This is a genomic window from Glutamicibacter sp. GQ173 (assembly GCF_059759215.1).
This window is the reverse complement of sequence record NZ_JCAXDT010000009.1, coordinates 128,861-151,340: the sequence shown is the minus strand read 5'-3', so window position 1 is coordinate 151,340 and position 22,480 is coordinate 128,861. Positions and strand designations below refer to the sequence as shown.

The 22,480-nt window shown below is 60.6% G+C and carries 23 protein-coding genes; 17 read left to right on the top strand and 6 right to left on the bottom strand.

The window, feature by feature from the left end; translation table 11 throughout:
• Positions 1-71: 71 nt before the first annotated feature.
• On the top strand, positions 72-1,430 hold the full coding sequence (locus tag AC6CHO_RS14935; RefSeq protein WP_498216108.1) for a gluconate:H+ symporter: 1,359 nt from the start codon (positions 72-74) through the stop codon (positions 1,428-1,430).
• Positions 1,431-1,495: 65 nt separating this feature from the next.
• Here the strand turns inward: AC6CHO_RS14935 and AC6CHO_RS14930 are convergent, their stop codons facing one another.
• From AC6CHO_RS14930 to AC6CHO_RS14920, 3 genes are all read right to left on the bottom strand, one after another.
• Positions 1,496-2,182, bottom strand: coding sequence for a FadR/GntR family transcriptional regulator (locus tag AC6CHO_RS14930; protein WP_498216106.1), 687 nt, complete (start codon positions 2,180-2,182; stop codon positions 1,496-1,498).
• Between the two features lie 70 nt (positions 2,183-2,252).
• Positions 2,253-3,386 (bottom strand): L-talarate/galactarate dehydratase, encoded by a 1,134-nt coding sequence (locus AC6CHO_RS14925; RefSeq protein ID WP_498216105.1) that lies wholly within the window; start codon positions 3,384-3,386, stop codon positions 2,253-2,255.
• A gap of 187 nt (positions 3,387-3,573) precedes the next feature.
• On the bottom strand, positions 3,574-4,566 hold the full coding sequence (locus AC6CHO_RS14920) for a 2-hydroxyacid dehydrogenase (RefSeq protein WP_498216103.1): 993 nt from the start codon (positions 4,564-4,566) through the stop codon (positions 3,574-3,576).
• Between the two features lie 274 nt (positions 4,567-4,840).
• Here AC6CHO_RS14920 and AC6CHO_RS14915 point away from each other — a divergent pair, with 274 nt between their 5' ends.
• From AC6CHO_RS14915 to AC6CHO_RS14890, 6 genes are read left to right on the top strand one after another with little or no spacing between them, the layout of a single operon-like run.
• The gene (locus AC6CHO_RS14915; RefSeq protein WP_498216101.1) at positions 4,841-6,415 is read left to right on the top strand and encodes an ABC transporter substrate-binding protein; all 1,575 of its coding nucleotides are present in this window, start codon (positions 4,841-4,843) and stop codon (positions 6,413-6,415) included.
• A 26-nt stretch (positions 6,416-6,441) separates the two neighbouring features.
• Positions 6,442-7,476: an ABC transporter permease gene (locus tag AC6CHO_RS14910; protein ID WP_498216100.1), complete on the top strand. Its 1,035-nt coding sequence runs from the start codon at positions 6,442-6,444 to the stop codon at positions 7,474-7,476.
• A gap of 2 nt (positions 7,477-7,478) precedes the next feature.
• On the top strand, positions 7,479-8,468 hold the full coding sequence (locus tag AC6CHO_RS14905) for an ABC transporter permease (protein WP_498216098.1): 990 nt from the start codon (positions 7,479-7,481) through the stop codon (positions 8,466-8,468).
• A 2-nt stretch (positions 8,469-8,470) separates the two neighbouring features.
• Positions 8,471-9,529 carry an ABC transporter ATP-binding protein gene (locus tag AC6CHO_RS14900; protein WP_498216230.1) on the top strand — a complete coding sequence of 353 codons (1,059 nt, stop codon included), beginning with the start codon at positions 8,471-8,473 and terminating at the stop codon, positions 9,527-9,529.
• On the top strand, positions 9,529-10,608 hold the full coding sequence (locus tag AC6CHO_RS14895) for an ABC transporter ATP-binding protein (RefSeq protein WP_498216097.1): 1,080 nt from the start codon (positions 9,529-9,531) through the stop codon (positions 10,606-10,608). Before AC6CHO_RS14900 ends, AC6CHO_RS14895 begins: the two co-directional genes overlap by 1 nt.
• A gap of 26 nt (positions 10,609-10,634) precedes the next feature.
• On the top strand, positions 10,635-11,249 hold the full coding sequence (locus AC6CHO_RS14890) for a dioxygenase family protein (protein WP_498216095.1): 615 nt from the start codon (positions 10,635-10,637) through the stop codon (positions 11,247-11,249).
• 85 nt (positions 11,250-11,334) lie between these two features.
• Here AC6CHO_RS14890 and AC6CHO_RS14885 read toward each other — a convergent pair whose 3' ends face one another.
• On the bottom strand, positions 11,335-13,278 hold the full coding sequence (locus tag AC6CHO_RS14885) for a S8 family serine peptidase (RefSeq protein WP_498216093.1): 1,944 nt from the start codon (positions 13,276-13,278) through the stop codon (positions 11,335-11,337).
• Positions 13,279-13,855: 577 nt separating this feature from the next.
• Between AC6CHO_RS14885 and AC6CHO_RS14880 the strand changes: the two genes are divergently transcribed.
• The 9 genes from AC6CHO_RS14880 to AC6CHO_RS14840 all read left to right on the top strand — a co-directional run bounded on the left by AC6CHO_RS14880 (position 13,856) and on the right by AC6CHO_RS14840 (position 20,084).
• Entirely contained in the window at positions 13,856-14,776 is a 921-nt protein-coding gene (locus tag AC6CHO_RS14880) for an N-acetylglucosamine kinase (RefSeq protein WP_498216091.1), read from the top strand.
• A gap of 101 nt (positions 14,777-14,877) precedes the next feature.
• Entirely contained in the window at positions 14,878-15,195 is a 318-nt protein-coding gene (locus AC6CHO_RS14875) for a non-heme iron oxygenase ferredoxin subunit (RefSeq protein ID WP_444662058.1), read from the top strand.
• Positions 15,196-16,338, top strand: coding sequence for an NAD(P)/FAD-dependent oxidoreductase (locus AC6CHO_RS14870; protein ID WP_498216090.1), 1,143 nt, complete (start codon positions 15,196-15,198; stop codon positions 16,336-16,338). It abuts the gene before it with no gap.
• The gene (locus AC6CHO_RS14865) at positions 16,335-17,591 is read left to right on the top strand and encodes an MFS transporter (RefSeq protein ID WP_444662061.1); all 1,257 of its coding nucleotides are present in this window, start codon (positions 16,335-16,337) and stop codon (positions 17,589-17,591) included. The genes AC6CHO_RS14870 and AC6CHO_RS14865 overlap by 4 nt, the downstream gene beginning before the upstream one ends.
• Before the next feature lie 2 nt (positions 17,592-17,593).
• Positions 17,594-18,106, top strand: coding sequence for a DedA family protein (locus AC6CHO_RS14860; protein ID WP_498216088.1), 513 nt, complete (start codon positions 17,594-17,596; stop codon positions 18,104-18,106).
• Positions 18,107-18,160: 54 nt separating this feature from the next.
• Positions 18,161-18,649, top strand: coding sequence for an Lrp/AsnC family transcriptional regulator (locus AC6CHO_RS14855; protein WP_444662065.1), 489 nt, complete (start codon positions 18,161-18,163; stop codon positions 18,647-18,649).
• A 200-nt stretch (positions 18,650-18,849) separates the two neighbouring features.
• The gene (locus AC6CHO_RS14850; RefSeq protein ID WP_498216087.1) at positions 18,850-19,095 is read left to right on the top strand and encodes a hypothetical protein; all 246 of its coding nucleotides are present in this window, start codon (positions 18,850-18,852) and stop codon (positions 19,093-19,095) included.
• Positions 19,096-19,359: 264 nt separating this feature from the next.
• Positions 19,360-19,731, top strand: a complete 372-nt coding sequence (locus AC6CHO_RS14845; protein WP_444662068.1) for a hypothetical protein — start codon at positions 19,360-19,362, stop codon at positions 19,729-19,731.
• A 164-nt stretch (positions 19,732-19,895) separates the two neighbouring features.
• A complete protein-coding gene (locus AC6CHO_RS14840; RefSeq protein WP_444662069.1) occupies positions 19,896-20,084 on the top strand; it encodes a hypothetical protein in 189 nt (62 codons plus the stop codon).
• Here AC6CHO_RS14840 and AC6CHO_RS14835 read toward each other — a convergent pair.
• Together AC6CHO_RS14835 and AC6CHO_RS14830 are read right to left on the bottom strand one after the other, a co-directional pair.
• A complete protein-coding gene (locus tag AC6CHO_RS14835) occupies positions 20,081-20,302 on the bottom strand; it encodes a LapA family protein (RefSeq protein WP_498216084.1) in 222 nt (73 codons plus the stop codon). The two genes, AC6CHO_RS14840 and AC6CHO_RS14835, sit on opposite strands and share 4 nt — an antisense overlap.
• A complete protein-coding gene (locus AC6CHO_RS14830) occupies positions 20,299-20,952 on the bottom strand; it encodes a TetR/AcrR family transcriptional regulator (RefSeq protein WP_498216082.1) in 654 nt (217 codons plus the stop codon). The genes AC6CHO_RS14835 and AC6CHO_RS14830 overlap by 4 nt, the downstream gene beginning before the upstream one ends.
• Before the next feature lie 106 nt (positions 20,953-21,058).
• On the opposite strand from AC6CHO_RS14830, the gene AC6CHO_RS14825 reads away from it, so the two are divergent.
• Positions 21,059-22,480: a flavin monoamine oxidase family protein gene (locus tag AC6CHO_RS14825; RefSeq protein ID WP_498216080.1), complete on the top strand. Its 1,422-nt coding sequence runs from the start codon at positions 21,059-21,061 to the stop codon at positions 22,478-22,480.

Genomic DNA, 22,480 nt, shown 5'->3' with positions numbered 1-22,480 from the left:
CGAATTGCCTTTGCATCCCATCCAGTGCCTCGCATCTTTTCTTCCCGCAGCCCAGCAGATTGGAGTCACCCATGCCATTGCTCATTGTCGCGCTGGCTGTCGTTGTGCTGTTGATCCTCATGATGAGGTTCAAGCTCAACGGCTTTATCTCGCTCATTCTTGTCGCCACCCTCGTTGCCTTCTGGGCCGTAGCGACTGATTCGCTCACCTTCGATGGGCAACCTGCAGGAATCGCGGACATCCCGGAAATCATTGCCGAGGGCCTGGGCGGGCAGCTGGGCGGAACCGCCATCGTGATCGGCTTGGGCGCGATGATCGGTCGCGTCATGGGCGATGCCGGCGCAGCCCAGCGCATCGCGAAAAAGATCCTTGCGGTCTTCGGGGAACGCGGCGTGCAGTGGGCCATGGTTATTTCGGCCATGCTCATCGGCGTCACGATGTTCTACGAGGTGGCATTCGTCATCTTGGTTCCCGTGGCCTTCACCCTGGTGCGTGCCACGAAGGTGAACCTGCTGTGGGTCGGGCTGCCAATGTCGATCTCGCTGTCCACCATGCACTCATTCCTCCCGCCTCACCCTGGTCCGACGGCCGTGGCAGGCCTGTACAACGCTTCGGTCGGTCTCACGCTGGCCTATGGGCTGCTGATCGCCATTCCGGTGGGCATTGCCATTGCGATGACCTGGCCGCGCTTGCCCTTCGTGCGGAAGATGAATCCCCAGATGCCTGCGGGCCTGTTGGCTGAGAAGGAATTCAAGGATGAAGAGCTGCCATCCACGGCAATGTCCTTCATCGTCGCATTGCTGCCGATTGTGCTGATTGCCGGCTCCGAGGTGGCACGGATGTCGCTGCAACTGAGCGAACCCGTTGGCAACGTCTTGAAGCTGCTGGGTTCGGCAGAAATAGCCTTGCTGATTGCCTTGATCGTTGCCATTATCGCTTTCGGGCCGATGAGCAATCGTTCCATGAACCAGGTCGCGAAATCCATGAGCGAGTCAGCCCGAGCCATGGCGATGATTCTCTTGGTCATCGGCGCTGGCGGCGCGTTCAAGGAAGTTCTGGTCTCGGCTGGAATCGCCGATTACATCGCGGAGACCACCTCGGGCTGGAATCTCAGCCCATTGATCCTGGCCTGGCTCATCGCCGTGATCCTCCGCATAGCCTTGGGGTCGGCGACGGTCGCCGTCTCGACCGCGGCGGGCATTGCGGCGCCATTGGTCGCAGCCACGGGAGCATCGCCGGAATTGATGGTTCTGGCCACAGCCTGCGGTTCCATCGCCTTTAGCCACGTGAACGATCCCGGCTTCTGGATGTTCAAAGAGTACTTCAACCTCAATGTCGGGCAGGCGCTCACGGTGCGAACTACCTACACCACCACCCTGGCTATCCTGGGGCTGCTGGGGGTCTTATTGCTCAGCCAGTTCATTGGCTAACTTGCCAGATAGCGCCGTGTCCCGAACGGAATTCCGTTCGGGACACACTGCTATCTGCTGGCGTCCTATGCCTCGGCCTGCAGGCGGGCCACGGAATTGGACAGGTGGAGTCTCATCGCGGCGGAAGCCAGCTGCGGATTGCCCGCGGCAATTGCCTGATGGATCGCCCGATGCTCTGCGGCAACTGAATCCAGCCTGCCTGAAGGCAAGGAGTCCGAGGAATCCAAGCGTCGGCGCGGCATGGCAATCATCGCGGGTCCAAAGCTTTGGACCGCCTGGCTGAAGTATGGATTCCCGGTGGCGCGAGCCACCGCCAAATGGAATTCGAAGTCGCAGTTCATGCTCACCGAAGCGTTGCCCAACGAAGCCTCGAAACCTTGCAGGGCCGCATCCATAGCCGAAAGATCCTCCTCGGAAGCCTTCAGGGCAGCGCTGGCCGCGGCTTCCGTCTCGAATCCCACGCGGTATTCGATAAGTTGGCGACGCTCATCCAAGGTGCGAGGGATCAGCGTCAGGGATTCTGGGGATGATTCCGGGGGAGGAGTCAGCGCAAAGCTGCCGGCACCGCGGCGGGTGTAGATCAATCCTTCGGTCTGCAGCCGGGTGATTGCCTCGCGGACCACTGTGCGCGAGACCCCGTGGGAAGCGATCAGGGTATTCTCGCTCGGTAATTTTTCGCCCGCCGCAATGTCTCCGGAACTGATGCGTTCACGCAGGTGGTCAACCAGCGAAGAAGCCAAATTGGGTTTCATGCTCTGCATCCTTAAAGCATAAGTGCCGGTGACCGCCTGAAGCGGGCACCGGCACTAGTTCACTACCTGGTTATGGTCGGCCGAATTCCACGGTGTCGGTGGTCCAAGCGCGAGCCTGGTCGCTGAACGTGAAGCCCAAGCCCGGACGGTCTGGCACGATCATGCGGCCCTCCTTGGTTTCAAGGCGTTCGTTGAACAGCGGATCCAGCCAGTCGAAGTGCTCCACCCATGGCTCGCGTGGGTATGTGGCAGCCAGGTGCAGGTGGATTTCCATGGCGAAGTGCGGCGCCAGATCCAGGCCAGCCTGATCTGCCAAGGTGGCCAGGCGCAGGAACTGGGTGATGCCGCCAACGCGTGGGGCATCGGGCTGGATGATGTCGCAGGCGCGAGCGGCAATCAACCGCTCATGCTCTGCAACGGAGGCTAGCATTTCACCGGTGGCGATAGGGGTATCCAAGGCTGCGGCGAGTGCCGCGTGCCCCTCGGCATCATAGGCATCCAGTGGCTCTTCGATCCAGACCAGATCGAACTGCTCCAGCTTGCGGCCCATGCGCAGGGCAGTGGCGCGATCCCATTGCTGGTTGGCATCCACCATCAGAGGTACGTCGTTGCCGATGTGTTCGCGGACGGCGGCGACGCGGCGAAGATCCTCAGCCGAGTCCGGCAGGCCGACCTTGATCTTGATGCCGCCGATTCCTTCTTCGATGGACTGGCTGGCGCGTTCCTTGACCTCTTCAATGGAGGCATTGAGGAAGCCGCCGGAAGTATTGTAGGTACGCACCGAATCGCGGTGCGAACCCAGGAACTTGGCCAGTGGCAGGCCGGCTCGCTTGGACTTCAGGTCGTAGAGCGCGATGTCCAGGGCGGCCAGCGCCTGGGTTGCCACGCCCGAGCGGCCCACAGAGGCACCGGCCCACAAGAGCTTGGTATACAGCTTGGAGATGTCGTTAGGGTCCTCGCCGATCATCGTCTCGGCCACTTCCTTGGCGTGCGCATACTGGGCTGGCCCGCCTGCTCGCTTGGAGTAGGAGAACCCCATGCCCTCAAAGCCCTGCTCCGTGGTGATTTCCGCGAAGAGGAAGACTACCTCGGTCATTGGCTTTTGGCGGCCGGTGAATACCTTGGCATCGGAGATCGGCGTGGCCAGCGGCAAGCGAGCGGTGGAGAGCTTGACGTGGCGGATGGCATCTGGAGTGTAGGTCATGGAAAGCATGCTCCTGGGAGTGGGGTGTTTGAGCTTCTGAACTTATAGTACAAGTTATCAACTTATCTAACAAGTAATTTTTCGATAGGAAACCAGATATCCTTGCGGGTCGTCTCGTTGCGCAAATAATGCCCCGCTGATCTGGGTAATCCAGATCTGCGGGGCACGAGCTCCGGGGTGCGGAAGGCTAGGAAATTGGCGTGATCAGCTTCCGCTGCGTCAAATACGCCCGGAGATTCTCCAGGGTCAGCGACGCCATGTCTGCGCGTGTTTCCCGGGTGCCACTGCCGAGATGGGGCAGTAGCACGACGTTGTCCAGGTCCAATAGTTCGGAGGGAACCTGCGGCTCGTTTTCGAAGACATCCAATCCTGCTCCTGCGATTTCGCCGTAGCGCAGCGCCTCGACCAGAGCCTGTTCGTCAATGACGGTGCCTCGGGCGATATTGATGATAAATCCCTGCGGACCCACGGCCGAAAGGACTTCCTGGTTGACCAGTTTGGCCGACTGCGGGCCGCCGGCCGCGGCTATGATGAGGACCTCGGTTTCCGCCGCCAGCTGCGTAGCCGACGGGTGGTACTGGTAGCTCACTTCCGGCTTTTGATTGCGGTTGTGATAGTGGATTTCACACCCAAAAGCTTCCAGCCGAGTGGCGATCGCTTGTCCAATGCGTCCCAGGCCGAGGATCCCTGCCTTCTTGCCGCTGGCGCGTGTGGCCAACGGAAAATTCCGACCCGAACCCCACGAGCCATCGCGCACAAATCGTTCAGCGGCACCCAGGCTGCGCAAGGTGGAAAGGTAGAGTCCCAGTGCGGTATCGGCGACGCAGTCGTTGAGCACGTCCGGGGTATTGCTGACCGCGATCCCTCGTTCAGCGGCCTGCTGGGTGTCGGTCGCGTCGTAGCCGACGCCGAAATTGATAATGGCTTCCAGATTCGGCAGCTGGGCCATCAGCTCGCTGTCGACGCCGAAGCGGCCGGAGCATACGGCAACCCGGATCCGCTCGCCGTGCGAGGCCAGAAAAGCCGAGCGTTCCGCGCTCGGATCGGGCAACACGAGGGTCGAGAATTCCTCCTTCAGGCTCTCGGCCACGGCGGGATTCACCGGGCCAACACGAAGGATCTGCTCTCCAGTGATCGGGGTGCTCTGTTCTTGCGCTGCGGCGTTGGTATGAGTGGGCATAACTGCATCGTAGGGATCGTGATCAATTCACGTCCAACACGCAAATTGGATGAATCCATGCCCTTGAGGCATGGATTCCCCATTGCTCCCGGAATGTAGCGCAAGTCACAGCTCGTCTGCCGTGCGGTACCTTCACGCCGGGCCCTGCCGTCGGTTGCAACTGGCCGGCAAAACCTTGACCCGGCCCGGCGCGCGGTCAAGGCTGTGCTTACGAACTTCCGCGGAATTCCCGCTTGATCCACCTTGCACATCGCACCGTCGCGAAGGAACCACAATGCACAATCGAACCGCTCGATCCCGCCGCATCCCATTAGCCCTCGCCGCCTCCGCTTTGCTGGGCACCACCGCGCTGTCTGGCTGCTCTGTCGCAAACTCGGAAGAGGCAGCCTCCGGCGGATCCTCAGCTCCCAACGACACGCTGCGCGTCGTGCTCCAGCAGGAGCCACCGACCCTGGAAGCCTGCGAATCCAACCTGACCAGCACCGGGGTGGTCATCCGTTCCACCATCACCGAACCGTTGATCGAAAGAAACCCCACCAGCGGCGAGCTGGAACCGAAGCTCGCTACCGAATGGTCCAGCAAGGACGACAAGACCTGGACCCTGAAGCTTCGCGAGGGAGTCAAATTCCACGACGGCTCCGAGTTCACAGCGGCTGATGCCGTGGCTACCATCGACCGCGCGGTCAACTCCAAGCTCGGCTGCAACGTCGAAGGCTACGTCTTCGGCGATGCCGATTTGAAGCTCAAGGAAGTCGATGACTACACGGTTGAAGTCACCGCCGCGAAGAAGGATCCGATCCTTCCGCTGCGCCTGTCCTTCCTGGAGGTCGTGCCAGAGGAAACCTCGGCCACCGAAAAGGTGCGCGAGCCAATTGGCACCGGCCCCTACAAGCTGAATGACTGGCAGGCCGGACAGAGCATCAACGCCAGCGCCTTCGCGGACTACTGGGGGGAAGCACCTGAATTCCAGAAAGCCAATTACCAATGGCGTTCCGAAGGCAGCGTGCGCGCAGCCATGATCACCTCGGGCGAAGCTGATATCGCCACGGGCCTGAGCCCGGAAGACAACATCGGGGATCTGGGGGTTTCCTACCCGAATAATGAAACCGTCGCCCTGCGCATGCATGCCGATAAGGCTCCCTTCGACGACATCCGCATCCGCCGCGCGGTGAACTACGCCATCGACAAGGAATCCATTGTGGCCTCCCTCTACGGAGGACGCGACAAGGCCGCCGCCCAGCTGGTGCCCTCCGGCGTCGTAGGACATAGCGAGGATCTTCCGGTGTGGGAGTACAACGCGCAGAAGGCCAAGGACCTCGTCGCGGAGGCCAAGGCCGCCGGCACCGATGTCTCGGCACCGATCAACCTCGTGGTGCGCACCGCGCAGTTCCCGAAGATCCAGGAACTGGCCCAGGTGATCCAGGAACAGCTGACCCAGGCCGGATTGACAGTGAACCTGAAGATGCTCGAAACCAGCCAGCACCTGACCTACCAGGTCCGTCCCTTCCCCACCAAGGAAGACGGAGCCATCATGCTCATGACCCAGCACGGCAACCAGGCCGGTGACGCGGCCTTCACCGTGGACCAGTACATGACCACCAACGGCGCCCAGTCGGCCTTCGGCACTCCGGAGCTGGACGAGCTGATCGCCCAGGCGGATGCCGCGACCGGTGACGACCGCCAGGCAGCATTCGAAAAGGTCTTCAAGTACCAGAATGACGAAGTCGTCCAGTTCGCGCACATCGCCCACCAGACCGGCATGCTCGGCATTTCCAAGGCAGTGGCCTACGAGCCGAACTCATCCAGCGGCGATGAGCTGCGCCTGGCTGAAGCCACCTCGGCCAAGTAATCAACGGCAACTGAAAGCACAGCATCATGCTTACCTATTTGCGTAAAAGGATTATCGCCTCGGCGCTGCCCTTGGTCGTGGTGATCATCGGCGTCTTCGCCCTGGCGAGAATGACCGGCAATCCGGCGGCGCTCTACCTGCCGCTGAACGCCACCGAAACGATGCGCGAGGAATTCGCGGCACGCAACGGACTGGACCAGCCGATCCTCGTGCAGATGGCCCAATACTTCGGCGGGATCTTCCGGCTGGATTTCGGAACCTCCATGCGCACCGGCCAGGATGCCGCCGAGATGGCCTTGCGGGCCTTCCCGGCCACCTTGCAACTGGCCGGCACCACGATGGTCATCGCCATTCTGCTGGCGGTCATGGTCGGTTCAGCCTCCGCGATGAAGCCCAATGGGATCCTTGATCGCTGCAGCTCCTTCCTCTCCATGACCGCCGCCTCCATCCCGGATTTCTGGCTGGCGATCGTGGGCATCTGGGTCTTCGCGATCACCCTGGGCTGGGTCCCGACCTCCGGCGTTGCCGGTGCGGCGGCCTGGTTCCTGCCGGTCGCCACCTTGGTGATGCGCCCCTTCGGCACCCTGGTGCAGGTCATCCGCGGAGCCATGGTCTCGGCCCTGTCCGAGCCCTATATCAAGCTGGCCCGATCCAAGGGCGCCACCGAATACCGGGTCATCGGGCAGCACGCGCTGCGCAATGCCGCAGCTCCAGGGCTGACCGTTGCCGGCGACCTGACCGTTGGACTGGTCAACGGCGCCGTAGTGGTGGAAACGATCTTCGGCTGGCCGGGCATTGGCAAGCTGATGATCGATTCGATCCTGCAGCGGGATTTCGCGGTGCTCCAAGCCTGCGTCCTGCTCACCGCGGTGGCGATCTTCATCCTGAATATCCTGATCGACCTGGGCTACGCGTTGCTCGATCCACGCGTGCGGCCAAGCGCCGGAGCGCGCAAGCGCCGCAAGGCCCGTGCCGTCCAAGGCCCTACGCAGGGATCCGATCAGCAAACGCCACAGCTGGCAGCCGTATCCATGGCCGCCGATAGCCCAAGGGGGAACTAATGATGGCATCACTTGAACAGGCCGCGCCAGCAGACAAGGCCGCAAAAGCCAAAGACGGCCGGGTCTCGATGTTCACCATGCTGCTGCGTGACCGCTTCGCCGCCGTGGCCGCGGTCTTCCTCGCGTTGGTGGTATTGACCGCGATTTTCGGTCCAGCGGTGATGGGTGAGCGCGCGACAGCGCAGAATCTGATGTTCATGAACAAGGCGCCCTTCGAGCCAGCCAACGGCTGGCTGTACATCCTGGGTTCCGATTCACTGGGACGCTCGGTGCTCGCCCGCATGGTGGTCGCCACCCAGACCACCCTCTTGGTCGCGGTGCCTGCGGTGCTGGCGGCTTTGATCGTCGGTTCTCTGTGGGGCGTCTGGGCCGGGTATCACCGGGGCCGGCGCGAAGCGGCATCGATGCGCATCGCCGATATCATCATGTCCTTCCCGTCGCTGCTTCTGGCAGTGGTGGTGCTCTTCGTCTTCAGCCCTTCGGCCGCGAATATCGTGCTGATCCTTGCAATTACCCGCATCCCCATCTACCTGCGTACCGCCAGGGCCGAATCAGCCGAATTGCAGTCGCGCACCTTTGTCGATGCCGCCCGCACCTTTGGCACCAAGCCCAATGCGATCATCCTGCGCCACGTGATCCCGGTGGTCACGCCAACCCTGCTGACCCTGGCCACGCTGGAATTCTGCTTTGTCATGCTCGCCGAATCCTCGCTGTCCTTCCTCGGCATCGGCATCCAGCCGCCGGATGTTTCGTGGGGCCTGATGGTGGCGCAGGGACGCCAATACCTGCAGACCGCATGGTGGCTGTCCATCCTTCCAGGCCTTGCCATCGTGCTCACTGCCGTGGCTGCCAATGTTCTGGCTGCGTGGATGCGCATCGCCACCGACCCGGCCCAGCGCTGGCGTCTGGAACTGGACCGCAAGAGCACCAAGGCCTTTGAGAAAGCCACCCGCCAGGCGGCCAGAATGCAGGAAAAGAAAGGCAATGACTGATGATGACCGAGATGCTGGAACCAGTGTCCAACATGCAGCCGCAGGATGAAGCGGTACTGCAAGTCCAGGGCCTGGACGTAGATATCCGCACCCCGAAGGGGACCGTGCGCGTGGTCAGCAACGTCGGGTTCAGCGCTCGCCGTGGCAAGACCCTGGCCTTGCTGGGTGAATCCGGCTGCGGAAAATCCATGACTGCCAAGGCCATTGCTGGGCTCCTTGACCCGGTGGCCTCCGTTGCCGGAGGCAAGGCCTATCTGGAGTCAAGTGACTTGTTCTCCATGAACGGCAAGCAGCGTCGCGCGGTGGCCGGCGAGGGCCTGGGCATTGTTTTCCAGGATGCCTTGGCGGCCTTGAACCCGGTGTTCAGCATCGGCACCCAGCTTGGCGAAGCCTTCAGGATCCATCGAGGTGCCAGCAAGAAGCAGGCCAAGGCCGAAGCCATCGAGTTGATGCGCCGTGTGGGCATTCCAGAGCCGGAAACTCGCGTGAATTCCTACCCGCACCAGTTCTCTGGCGGCATGCGTCAGCGCATCCTGATCGCGATGGCGGTCGCGCTGAGCCCCAAATTGCTGATTGCCGATGAACCTACGACGGCCCTCGACGTGACGGTGCAGGCTCAGATCATGCAGTTGCTGCGCAACCTGCGCAGCGAGGAGCAGATGGCCGTGGTGCTCATTACCCACGACTTGGCGGTTGTCGCCGAAGAAGCTGACGACGTGTGCGTGATGTATGCCGGCAACGTGGTGGAACAGGGCAGCGTCGACAACGTGTTCACTCGGCCAACGCACCCTTATACCAAAGGGCTTTTGTCCTCGGTGCCTGCCGATGCGCAACGCGGCGAGGGGCTTTCCTCCATTCCGGGCAGCCCGCCCGAGCTGAGCAAGATCCCTGCCGGGTGCGTCTACCAGGACCGCTGCCCGCTGGTTTCCGCGATCTGCCGCGAACAGCGCCCCGCGTTGCGTGAAACCGGCCCCGGGCAGCGCTCCGCCTGCCACTTCGCAGAGCAAGTATCGACGATGCAGTCCACGGATGAAACAGCAAACGGACAGGATCCGCACTGATGAATATCGAGACACAGACCGAGCCGGAACACACCGTTCTCGAAGTCGAGGACCTGGCCAAGACTTTCCACGTGGCCTCGGGCAGCTCCGGGACCCGCGAACTGAAAGCCTTGGATGGGATCAACCTGAGCGTCAAGCGCGGCGAAACCCTGGGGCTGGTGGGGGAGTCCGGCTGCGGAAAGTCCACCTTGGCTCGGACGCTGATGATGCTGGAACAACCCGATGGCGGAACGGTACGCTTTGACGGGCAAGATCCATTCGCGTTGCGGGGCAAGTCCTTGCGCGCCTGGCGCCGCCGGGTGCAGATGGTCTTCCAGGATCCATTTGCCTCGCTCAATGCACGCATGACGGCAGGGCAAATCATCACGGAGCCCTTCGCAACCCACAAGGACCTGTATCCCACGGCTGCTGCCCGAAAACAGCGGTTGAAAGAACTGCTTGAGCTGGTCGGGCTGCGCGCCAGCGATGCGGACAAGTCGCCGCAGGAATTTTCAGGTGGCCAGCGCCAGCGTATCGGCATTGCCCGCGCCTTGGCTTTAGGGCCAGACCTGGTCATCTTGGATGAACCGGTGTCCGCCTTGGACTTGTCGGTGCAGGCGCAGGTGCTGAACTTGCTCAATGATCTCCAGCAGCAGTTGGGAGTCAGCTATTTGTTCATCTCCCATGATCTATCGGTTGTTCGCCATGTGACTGATCGAGTCGCGGTGATGTATTTGGGGCGCATTATCGAGACGGGTTCCACGCAGCAGGTTTTTGATTCGCCGTTGCATCCGTATACGGCATCGTTGATGTCGGCCTCGCCCAAGCTGGATCCCGCCTTGAGGCCGAAGAATCGCATTGTGCTCCAAGGCGAATTGCCTTCGCCGCTAGATCCGCCCTCGGGCTGCCGCTTCCGTACCAGGTGCTGGAAAGCGCAACCGATTTGTTCTGTTGAGCGGCCCGATAACCGTGTGCGTGCTGCTGATGGAGCGATCTCGATGGGGATGCCTTCAATTGGCCGGAGCGAAGAACAACAGATTGCAGAATGCCACTTCCCGGTTCAATCGGCGGCCGAGGCCGGGTTGGCGGTGAACGCCTAGCGCTGGAGCGGGGACCGGAATGCGCTATGTCTAATTTAATGGATGTTTCAAGTAATTGTCGTTGCCTTGGAGGCACGGCACAGCAGACAGGTGCACCGCCGGTCCGCTTCCTCAGCCGCCGCGCACCGTCGCCGGCCGAGGATCAGCGCTTGACCCGGGAACTGGCTAGTTGGTCGGGGGCATTTGAGAAGCCGAAAGAATTCTTGATGACCTCGGCCCACTGGGAAAACGCCCCGGTCATGCTGAATGCAACGCAAGATAAGAATGGAAAAGTTGATGGCTTTTGGGGATTCGACCAGAACCATAGAGCCTGGGTTCCGCTGAAGGAGGTGTTCCCGGACACCGATGTTCCAGCGGTGCAGATGGCCCTGCCGACCTTGGAACCCACGGGCCCGATCGAACTAAGCAGGAGCCTGGCGCCGCTGCGTGACCGCGGGACGCTGATTGCCGGTTCGGGATTCACCAGTCATAACCTGCGTTGGTCCAACCCGGCCGCCCGTGAAGCGCATCAGCGCTCTGAGCACTGGGCACCGTTATATATGGCACTCGGCGCGGCCTACGCATCGGGCAGAATCGAGGCTAAGGCAGCCATCGATGGTTTCTGGTTCGGGCTCTCGAAGCGCTCGTGGATCCTGAGCTAATCGGCGAGTGATGTTCCTGGCACGCAAAAAGTGAAGCCGGCGAGCGCCGGCTTCACTTTTTGCGGGTAGCTATCCGCTGAACAGGCTAGCTAGTGGATACCGAAGTATCGTCAATGCGGAAGGTGGTCGCCAGTGAGCTATCCTCGACGCCCTTGAACCGAAGCGTGATGGTCTTGCCGCGGTAGTTGTTCAGATCAACGCTCTGCTGCTCGTAGGTCGAGTTTGCGTCGAGGTTGGACCATGAACCAATGTTGTAGGTTGAAGAACCGTCGAGTACCTGCACCGTCAGCTTGTCGTACTGGGTCGAGGAAGTGGTCTCGTTGGTCAGTACCCGAAGGTGGAACTTCAGCTGCGCGGCAGTGGCATTCGAAGGAATGGCGACGTTCTGATCCAGGGTGTAGGTGCTGGAGTAGCCCCAGCCGTTCAGTCCGGCCAGCCCGTTGCCCGAGCGAGCCGCGGTGCCGGTTTCGAAGGCATCGGTGCGATTGGCGGTCCATGATTCGCCGCCATTTTCAAAGCCTGGGTTCTTCAGCAGGTTGCCGCTTGGCTCCGGGGTTGGTTCCGGGGTGGTTCCGCCCAAAGCGGTCATGATCTTGGTGGCGTCAATCAATCCAGCGCCACAGCCGATGCTACAGCCGCCAGGCATTGGGCGGCTTCCGTTCTTGAGCGCGGTTTCCACCTGGGCAGGTGACATGGAAGGGCTGTCCGATTTCATCAGTGCCACCATGCCGGCAACATGCGGAGTAGCCATCGAGGTGCCTTGGTAGAAAGCGTAGCCCTGGCTGGATGGAGTGGTGGCGCCGGTGTTGATGGTCGAGAGGATTCCCTGGCCTGCATAGCGGGTATCGCCGCCAGGCGCGGTGACATCAATGGCTGAGCCATAGTTCGTGTAGTACGAAGGTGCGCCGGAGGGGTTGCTGGCCGCTACAGTGATCACGTTATTGCAGTTGGCGGGCCTGGAGTTCGAGGCGTTCTGGCTTTCGTTGCCTGCCGCGACGACGACCGAAGTTCCGCGGGAAACAGCCGCGTCAATGGCTGCCTGATAGGTGGTGCCGCAGGCTCCGCCTCCGCCTAGAGACATGTTGATGGTGTCGGCTGGGGTGGCGTTGGCAGGAATGTTCGGAACGCTGCCGCCGGAGGCCCAGACGATCGCGTCAGCGATATCGGAGAGGCTGCCGCCGCATTTGGCCAGGACGCGTACCGGTTGTATTTTGGCGTTCGGGGCAACGCCGGCGACACCGCTGGAATTGCCCGTGACGGCCGCAACTGTGCCTGCTACGTGGGTGCCATGCCAGGAGGAGCTTCCTGAAGAGTTGTCACCGCATTCGCCAGCGGAGTACCAGTCGCCCTCGTCCTGCGGGTTGGCGTCGCGGCCATTGCCATCCCGGGCGGAGGTTGAGCTGGAGACGAAGTCGTAACCGGAAATGACGTTGGAATTCAGGTCAGTGTGCGAAGTGATCCCGGTATCCAGGACGGCGACAACGCTTCCGGAGCCGGTGGCGACGTCCCATGCCGAGGGAAGGCGCATGCCGTTGGTTCCGTGGAAGTCCCATTGCTCGCCGTAGCGGGTGTCGTCTGGGGTCATGGAGATTTTCATGATGGCATCAGGTTCAACCGCTTCAACAAGCCCGGACTTGGCAATTTCTGCCATGAATTCCTCGGCTCCGGCACCCTTGAGTTTCTTGTCTGCCTTGACCACGTAACCACCGGTGGCCATGGCCCTCAGCTCTTTGACGGAGACTCCGGCCTCCTTGGCGGCTTTGCCCCAAGCTTTCGCGCGACCCGATTTATCGGCGCTTTGGGTGGACGCCTTGTAGGTGACGATGAATTGGTCGTAGGACTCGCCGGATTCCACAGAACCAATCTTGGCGCTGGCCTCATTGGCCGGGGCGGGAGTGGTTTTTTCGGCCGGAGCAGTCACCGGCGCCGCCGAGGCGGGCAATGCGCCAGCACCGAGGCCGGCGAGTCCGATCATGACCGCAGCCGAGGCGGCTATCGATCGGGAGAGGGGGGTAGAAAAACGTGCCATTGAAGTTCTCCTTGTTGGGTTTTGGGCACACAAAATTCGGTGATCAAGCGAAATGGGGTGTGCCGATATGGAGCGTAGCGGTACTACTATCCCGAGCGGAAGTAGTTATCAAATAAATCTTTTATATTCGCTCATGTACTAAAAAGTTGTTTCATATCTTTGCTCAGTGGAACCCCAGGGCTTTTGCGGGTTTGCGAAATGAATGTCGGTTACCTAGGGGATTGAATTGGAAAAATTTTCAGATTCATTCTGACCACTGTAAACGTGTAGCCTATTACCCGAAGTCATGGAACTTATCCCTCTGGGAGGTAGAGGGTGGTCAGGCAGGAAAATCTGAAAATGATCTGAGGGAGCGGCATTGGATTTACTGGAAAGCCCATTGCCTAATTCCTTGAATAATGGTGGAGAGCCTCATCAGGCTGACGATTTTGTGAGCGTGAACAACTACGATGAACTCACCGAACGCTCAGTTGCTCCGGTCGCCGCGAGAGCAATGTTCAAGGTCTTGCGAGTATTGCGGTCTCGAAGAACCCAGCTCACAGTAATCTGAAAATCAGGCACAAGCAGGAGTACGCAGATGACAGTTGGATTATTGGCCGTTGACGGTGGACAGAGCGGCATCAAAGTCCGCCTAGAAAACGGCAGTGAACGTACGGAAATGAAATTCCCCGGCGTGCAAACCGAAGAAGCCGTCCTTCCGCAACTGGCACGCGTAACCAAGCGAATCATCTCCGAGACGCCCACGCAGATCGACACCGTCACCGTCGGAACGACCGGACTGGTCAAAGAAGAACTCGATGCCGGCCGGCTCGCAGAGCTCATTGATTCAGCAGACCTCCGGCAACTGGCCCTTGCCCATGACTCAGTGACCAGCTACCTCGGGGCGCTGGGTAATGATCACGGAGCCGTCGTCGCGGCCGGAACCGGAGTAGTCACCCTAGGCGTGGGGCCCCACCAGGTAGCCAGAATCGATGGCTGGGGACACATCATGGGAGACGCAGGCAGCGGATACTGGATTGGCCAGCAAGCCCTGATGGCTGTCATGCGCGACTACGACGGGAGAGGGGAGCGCACCGCCCTAACCGCTGTGGTCAAAGAACGATGGCCCGATCTATCCGAAGCCTATATCGACCTCCAAGCGCTGCCGGACCGCATTTCCACGGTGGCGTCCTTCGCCGCCAGCGTCGCTGAGCTGGCAGACACGGATCAAATTGCTGCCCAGATCTGCGCTCGAGCAGGCAAGGAACTGGCTGACTCGGCCGCAACCGCACTGCTCCGGGTGGGGCTGGGGAGCAGCAACTCGGTTCCGGTCGCCGCGATCGGTGGCGTCTTCGAAGGCCAGCACGTTCGCGCGTCCTTCATCCACGAGCTTCACTCGCTGCACTCAGGGGCGCAGGTCCAAGCGGTGACCGGCAATGGCCTGGATGGCGTGCAGCTACTCGCGCACCTGCCAACGGACCATCCCCTTCAAGGACTGATCTCCCGATACCACCGGTGAGGGCAACGCGAAAAGCGTCACGAGGTGGTTCACCAGCTAGGTGCTGAAGATAAATAGGTGACAAGATAGGTTCATAAGTAATGAGCACCAAAGGAGTCAGCGTGAGCTATCGTGTCGGTCCCGTAGATCTAGTCCCAGAAGGCGAATCGCTCCTAGTCGATTCCAAGGACAGCGGAGCTACCGAAGACATTGCGATCTTCCATGCCGAAGACGGCAACTTCTACGCCTTGCAGGACGAATGCACCCATGAAGTCGCCTCGCTCTCCGACGGCTGGATAGAAGACTGCTCGGTCGAATGCCCCATCCACTCCTCGACCTTCGACCTGAAGACCGGCCGTGTCCAGTGCATGCCAGCCACCGTGGACGCCCGCTCCTACACCGTGAACGTTGTTGACGGCTTCCTGGAGCTCGACATCTAAATGCCGTCAGTACATATCGTCGGCGGCGGAGTCGCAGGCTACACGCTGGCCAGGGAACTGGTGCGGCATCGCTACGCTGGAACCATCACCATCAGCGATCCACAGGGCCTGCCCTATGACCGGCCGCCACTGAGCAAATCGCTGCAGGTCGAGCCCTTCGCCCCGATGGCCTGGTATGCCGAGCAAGGTATCAACCTCATTCAGGAAAACATCGAGGACCTCGCCGTGCCCAGTGCGGCCGATGACTGGGTCGTCCTAGCCACCGGCACTACGCCAAAGCTCTTGCAGGTTCCCGGAGCGCAGCATGCCCGCACGCTGCACACCGCCGCAGACGCATCTGCGCTGGACGAGGTCCTGGACTCATCGATGTTCGGCCTGCAGGTCCTGGTCATCGGGGCCGGGCTGATCGGCGCAGAATTCGCTTCCACCGCAAGCATGCTTGGAGCACAAGTCACCCTGGTCTCCAATACCCAAGCACCGCTGGCGGGAGTCATGGGCCAAGAGCTTGCCGAGCAGCTGCATGCGGACCACGCCCAGCGCGGAATCCGCACGATCACCGGGACGGTGGCCAGCATCGGCGCGGACCATGCGGTGGTGGATGGCGAACGCATTGATGCCAGCCTGATTGTCAGCGCCATCGGCGTGCAACCCGAAACCTCATTGGCATCGGCCATGGGACTACGCGTAGAAGACGGCATCGTGGTCGACGAAGGGCAGCGATCGGTGAATCAACGGCAGGTCCTGGCGATCGGCGATGCGGCCCGAGTGCAAGGATCGGCCCGGGCGGTGCATTGGGAAGCGGCCATGGAAGATGCCGCGCAGGCGGCCGCCACCATCATGGATGCGGCGCCGGTGCCGCGCTCGGTGCCATGGTTCTGGACCGACCGCCACGAGATGCATGTGGAGACGGTGGGCGATTTCAGCCACGCCGCACAGACCATTATCCGGCGCAACCGCCGCGGCAAGATCCAAACGGTATTCGGCTTGGAGGCCACGGGGGCGCTGGTTGCCGCCAGCATGGTTGACGGCGGGCTCATGGCCAAGGCGGTCAAGCGCCTGATCTCACGAGGCATCACACCGAGTATTGGACAATTGGAAGACCCGAGCGTGGGTCCCCGTGAACTAGGGCGGAACGAACGATGAGCACAGCCGAACCCGCGAAGATGCCACTGGCATTGCAGGTGCCCACCCGGCGGGTCAGCCGCGGATGGATTGCCGCGGTGGTCACCGTCCATATCGGCATCAATGTCGGATTCTTCGCGCCGATCCAGGTGCTGCTCGGCCTGCATGCTGAACAGCTTGATGCCAGCCAGAAGGGCGCCATCCTCTCTTTGGTGACCGGTGTCGGCGCGGCAGTCTCCCTGGTAGCGAACCCGCTCTTTGGCGCGCTCAGCGATCGCAGCACCTCGAGGTTCGGGCGCCGCATCCCGTGGGTCTTCTGCGGAACCATCTGCGGTGCGCTGGCCCTGTTGCTGATGTCGACCGCGCACACCGTGGGCCTGCTGGTGCTGGGCTGGGCACTGATGCAGGCGGCCGGAAATGCGGCGGTGGCGGCCATCTTCGCCGCGATCCCGGACCGGGTCCCGGTGGAACAGCGCGGCGTGGTTGGTGGGCTGGTGGCACTCGGCCAGACTTGCGGGTCACTGATTGGCGCGGTGATTGGCATGGTTGCCGCCGGCAACCTGGTGTTCGGATATGCGCTGGTTGCCTTGGCTGTAGCCATCTGCGCCGTGCCGTTTGTGCTGATGCGCCAGGATACGCCGCTGCCCAAGGGGACACTGGAGCCGCTCAGCGCCTTGCAATTCGTGCAGAGTTTCTGGATCAACCCAGTCAGGCACAAGGACTTCGGGTGGGCTTGGCTGACCCGATTCCTGCTGTATCTGGGCAGCCAGCTGTGCTTGGTGTACCTGTTGTATTTCCTGCAAGACGCCATCGGTCATCCAAATCCCGCCCAAGGCGTGCTGGTGCTGACGGCGATCTACGCCTTCTGCGTGATTTTCTCTTCGGTGATCTCTGGAAAGCTGTCGGACCGAGATGGCCGGCGCAAGAAGTACGTAATGATTTCTTCGGTAATCGTCGCCTGCGCCGCCGGAGTCATGGCCTTGTCCACGACATTCACAATGGCCATCATCGCCGCAGTGCTGTTGGGCATCGGATTCGGCGCTTATCTCGCCGTGGACTTTGCCTTGCTGACCCAGGTATTGCCGACCGCGGATTCACGAGGCAAGGATCTGGGCATGATCAACATCGCTAATTCGCTGCCCCAGGTTGTCGCCCCGCTAGTGGCATGGCTGGCCGTGACATGGCTGGGCGGGTACCCGACCCTGTTCCTGTGTTCGGTAGTCGTGAGCTTGCTCGGCGCGGTGCTGGTCCGCAAGATCAAGAGTGTTCCATAACCATGGCGCAGACGGTTTCCTGGCTGATCAACGACGCGCCTTTTGGCGTGACGTTCATTGCCTTTTTCCTCGGCGCCTTCACACGGGGAAATGCGACCTACTGGGTGGGCCGGGGGATCGCCAAGGGCGTGGAGCGAACCCGCTTCCACAGGCATCTGCATGGCCCGGTTTACCGCAGGGCGCAGAAGTTCATTGGCCGTTGGGGCATTTTTGCGGTGCCGCTTAGTTTCCTCACCATTGGAATCCAAAGCGCGGTCAATGCCTCCGCTGGAATCAGCCGCATGCCCCTGCGGCGCTATCTGCCGGCGGTGGCGCTGGGAGCGCTGTTGTGGTCCTTGATCTACACCACCGTGGGCATGGCCGTGTTCTACGCCTGGCTGGCGTTGGACTGGCCATGGGTGGTGGCGGGGCTGCTCGTCGTAGGCGCTGTGGTTCTAGCCGTGGTGCGAATGAGAATTCGCAAGCAAGCTGCCAAGGGCAACCCGGAGCCGGAGAATTCCGAAATCAATTGCTGAACGGTCGTATGATGATTGCAGCGATCCTCGATACCAGAGAGCAGGTGCGGCGCAATGTCGTTGAATCTATCGAAGCGCGAGAACCGCACCGTGCAACTCGATGAGATCGACCGCAAGCTGTTGGCGTTGCTCAGCAAGAATTCTCGACGGACCAATAATTCACTGGCCGAGGAGCTGGGGATTGCTGCGTCAACCTGTTTGGCACGCTTGAACGCCTTGCGTGATTCTGGCGTGATTTCCCGGTTCACCATCGAGGTGGACCCACAGGTTCTGGGCCGTGAGCTCGAAGCGCTGATCTTCGTCAAGATCCGGCCGGGCGCACGCCACCTCATGGCAAATTTCGCCAATGAGATGAAAACCAAGCCGGGAGTGCAACAGCTGTTTTTTCTCGGTGGTGCTGATGATTTCGTCTTGCATGTAGCCGTCCGCAACTCCGCCGACGTCCGGCAGTTCGTCCTTGATAACCTCTCGGCGAATCCCGCCGTGGCAACAACTCAAACGTCTCTGGTCTTTGAGCACGGACAAGGCCAGGGGGAATTCTAGCTTTAGCGAAGGGTGGCGTTGAATCCGATTTTGTCGTAGGAGTCAGCGATACCCTCGGGCATTCTTCGAAGAAATATGCTAAACTTGATGTTCTTCTCTTAGCAATGCTGTGATCCCTCGGCCGTTGAATCCCGTTCTCCGGCCAAACGACAGGGGCAAAGCGCAGCAGAGACTATACAGATGGGGAGGTCGAGAAGACGATGAATTTGGAAACTACGATTCTTACCGCAGTGGTGACCCTGATTATTTTGGCAATCGTCAGCGTCATGATGGTGATCCGCTACAAGCGGGACCACCAAGCAGAAATTCGCCAAGCCTTGGTAGCCAAGGCGCGCAGGTGCGGTGTTGCTTCACCGGATGATCTGTCGAACCAGGATCTGAGCATCCAGATCCGCGAGGCCAAGCGCCAGCAAAAGAACAAGAACAATGATTTGAAAACGGCGTAGGCGGTTTCAAGAGCAGTGAAATGACCCCGGGGCAAATTTTGCCCCGGGGTTTTGCCATGTCCAAACCTGAATGCTTGAGCAGGAGATTTTTTGCTTTTGGCTATGCTCCTCGTCACCTGAAAGGTCGATTTTTCCCCAGAATCATGCGGATTGCATCACAAGACCGTGTGTGGTTCTCGACAAAAGGGTTCCACGGAAAAAACGTTTCAGAAATGATTTGGTATGGCTGGAAAGACGTGATGGTTTTAAATGAGGAGCAAAGCAATGGCAACGATCCCACTCGGTGAAGATATTCTCTTGGCGCGCCATGGCGCCAACATCGTGAAGCTTCGCCAGGATCGTAAGAACCGGGAAACCATTGCCTTCCTGCGCGATGGCCAGACCGATTCTGCTTCGAACCTCTTGGCTGTCTCCGCTGGGGTGCTGAGTCCTGCCGCGAGCTTCAGCCAGGGCGCTGCAAAGTATCTCAATGACGAGGCTGAAGTCAGCCGCGGTGAAGTGCGTTCCCTGATCAAGATCTCCTTGGGCTTCAGCACCGTCATGGGGATCGTCTTTGGCGGCCTGATCTTGGCGCTGTACAAGGTCGGCGGCAACGAAGCGCTCCAGTCGTTGGCCTACATGGGTGGCGCCCAGTAGCTGACTGCTGCACTTTCCGATAGCGGGTATCCAAGGCTCCTTGGGTGCTCGCTATTTTCTATCTGTGCCCGCCGAACTTTCGCGACGGCACGCTGTCGATAACTCTCGTTTTTCTTCGGGCTCGGGCATAGGATGGCGGCAACCGGAAGAACTAGGAGCGGGCCATGCGTTTTGTTTTGGAAGTCAATTTCGATACCGAGAACATGCAGCTCAAGCCGTTGGAGGAGCTTCAACGCATTTTGGGCGACTGGTCGCAGCGCGTGGCCATGTACCCGCTGGAGCCCGGTGCCCAAGAGGATGTCTACGACTCGCAAAATGAAGAAGTCGGGGAATGGGCCATCTTGGACGACTAGCCCCGACGCTTTGAGAACCAGCCAATGGCGTAGCCTGCGGCCAGGGTCACCAGCAGGACCAGCCATAGCGGCGCAGCCGTGTGGATGAGGAAGAACTCCACGCGGACGTAGGTCAGGTTCTGCAAGATGAAAACCAGCGCAACGATCACCAAGGCGATGGCCGCCCACTGCCGGGGATTCAACGCGATGCGCTGCGGCTTGCGCCCCTCTTCGCTCATGATGCGCTGCCTGTGCTCAGCAGGCCGGCAATCATGGCCGATAGCCCTCGCTGGAAAGAATCGTCACTGGTATTGATCCGCGTTTTCCATTGCGCCGCTACCGCCTGCGTGAAGTGCGGGGTGAGGTCCTTGTGATTCGTCGTATCAAAAATATCGTGCGGCGCCGCGGTGTCCATCGCAGAGCCGAAGATGAATGATTCCAGGGCAACGATAGTCGGGATGATCTCGTTTTCAGCCAGGCCGTAGTCCTTCAGGGCCTCGGCGACCCGTTCGTACATGCCAAGGGTGCGCGGGGAATCGGAGACCGGAAGCACCGCGATGATCGGGATCAATGGGATGTGGCGAGCGAACACATCGCGGTAGCTCGTCGCCCAATGCACGAGGGCTTCCTTGATCGGTTCCGTATCGAAAATCGTGGTGTCGATATCGGTCATGACCAATTCCTGGATCCACTGCATCAGGACATGCTTCGAATCCACGTGGTTGTAAAGGGCCGATGGTGAAACCCCGAGCGACTTGGCTAGGCGCTGCATCGTCAGCGACTCGTACCCGCCCTCGGAAACCAGTTCGAGCGCGTTCGCGGTGATGCGTTCGCGGTTGAGTACCGCCTTGCGCGGCCTGCCAGCGCGCCTGGCGCCCGATTCGGTCATGCGTTTCACTTCCTGACGTGGGTTGCTTCACAAGTCGATGTTCTTCCCCTATGCTATATGACAAGTAAATGAACTGAATTCATTTTATTGTTTGAGGGAGTTGTTCATGGAATATCTGGAACGCGACGTCGTTGTCATCGGTGCCGGCCCATCGGGCTTGACCGCAGCCTACGAGCTGGGCAAAGCGGGCAAGAGCGTGGCAGTGCTCGAGGCCCGCGACCGCGTTGGCGGCCGCACCTGGACCGAGCAGATGGATGGCGCCACGATCGAAATCGGCGGCCAATGGATCAGCCCGGACCAGACCGGCCTGTACTCGCTGATCGAAGAGCTGGGGATCGAGACCTTCGAGCGCTACAAGCAGGGCAAGAGCGTCTACCGCACCGAAGCCGGCGAATCGATCATCTACGAGGGCGACGATTTCCCTGTTGGCGAATCCACCGTGGCGGAAATGAACAAGCTGATCGAGCTGATGAACCAACTGGCAGCCGAAATGAACCCGGACAAGCCGTGGGAGCACCCGCGCGCGGCGGAACTGGACACCATCTCCTTCCACCACTTCCTGCGCAACAACTCCGATGACGAGACCGCATGCAACAACATCGGACTGTTCATTGCCGGCGGCATGCTCACCAAGCCGGCCCATGCCTTCTCCGCGCTGCAGGCAGTGCTCATGGCCTCCTCAGCAGGGTCCTTCGACAACCTGGTCGATGAAGACTTCATCCTTGACCGCCGCATGAAGACCTCCATGCAGGGCGTGTCCATCGCCGTATCCCAGCGCCTGCCGGAAAATACCTTGTTCCTGGAAAACCCGGTGCTGAAGCTTGAATGGAGCGAAGAAGGCGTTGTGGCCCACGGCAGCGATGTCACCGTGAAGGCCAAGAAGGTTGTTCTTGCAGTGCCGCCGAACCTGTACAGCCGCATCAGCTACTTCCCGCCGCTGCCACGGTGGCAGCAGATCACCCACCAGCACCAGTCCATGGGCCTGGTCATCAAGGTGCACGCGGTCTACGACACCCCGTTCTGGCGCGAAGAGGGCCTGTCCGGCACCTGCTTCGGCCCGAACCACCTGGTCCAGGAAGTCTATGACAACACCTTCGACGGGGAAGAGACCGGCACCCTGGTCGGCTTCATTTCCGACGTCGAGGCCGACAAGGTCTGGTCGCTGGAAACGGACGAAGAGCGCAAGGAAGCCGTGCTGAAGGCCATGGCCGAGTTCCTGGGCGAGAAGACCCTGGATCCCAAGGTCTTCTACCTCTCGGACTTCGGCTCCGAAGAGTGGACCCGGGGAGCCTACGCCACCAGCTACGACCTGGGCGGCCTGCACCGCTTCGGCCCGACCCAGAACGACAATGTCGGCCCGATCTACTTCAGCTCCTCGGACTTGGCGGGCGAAGGATTCCAGCATGTTGACGGCGCAGTGCGCATGGGCCGCCGCTCGGCAGCGCGCATCATTGCCGAACTGGACGGCACCAGCTACGACGAGTCCTACGATGGCGTGGCAACCTTGACCGAAAAGGCGAACGCCTAA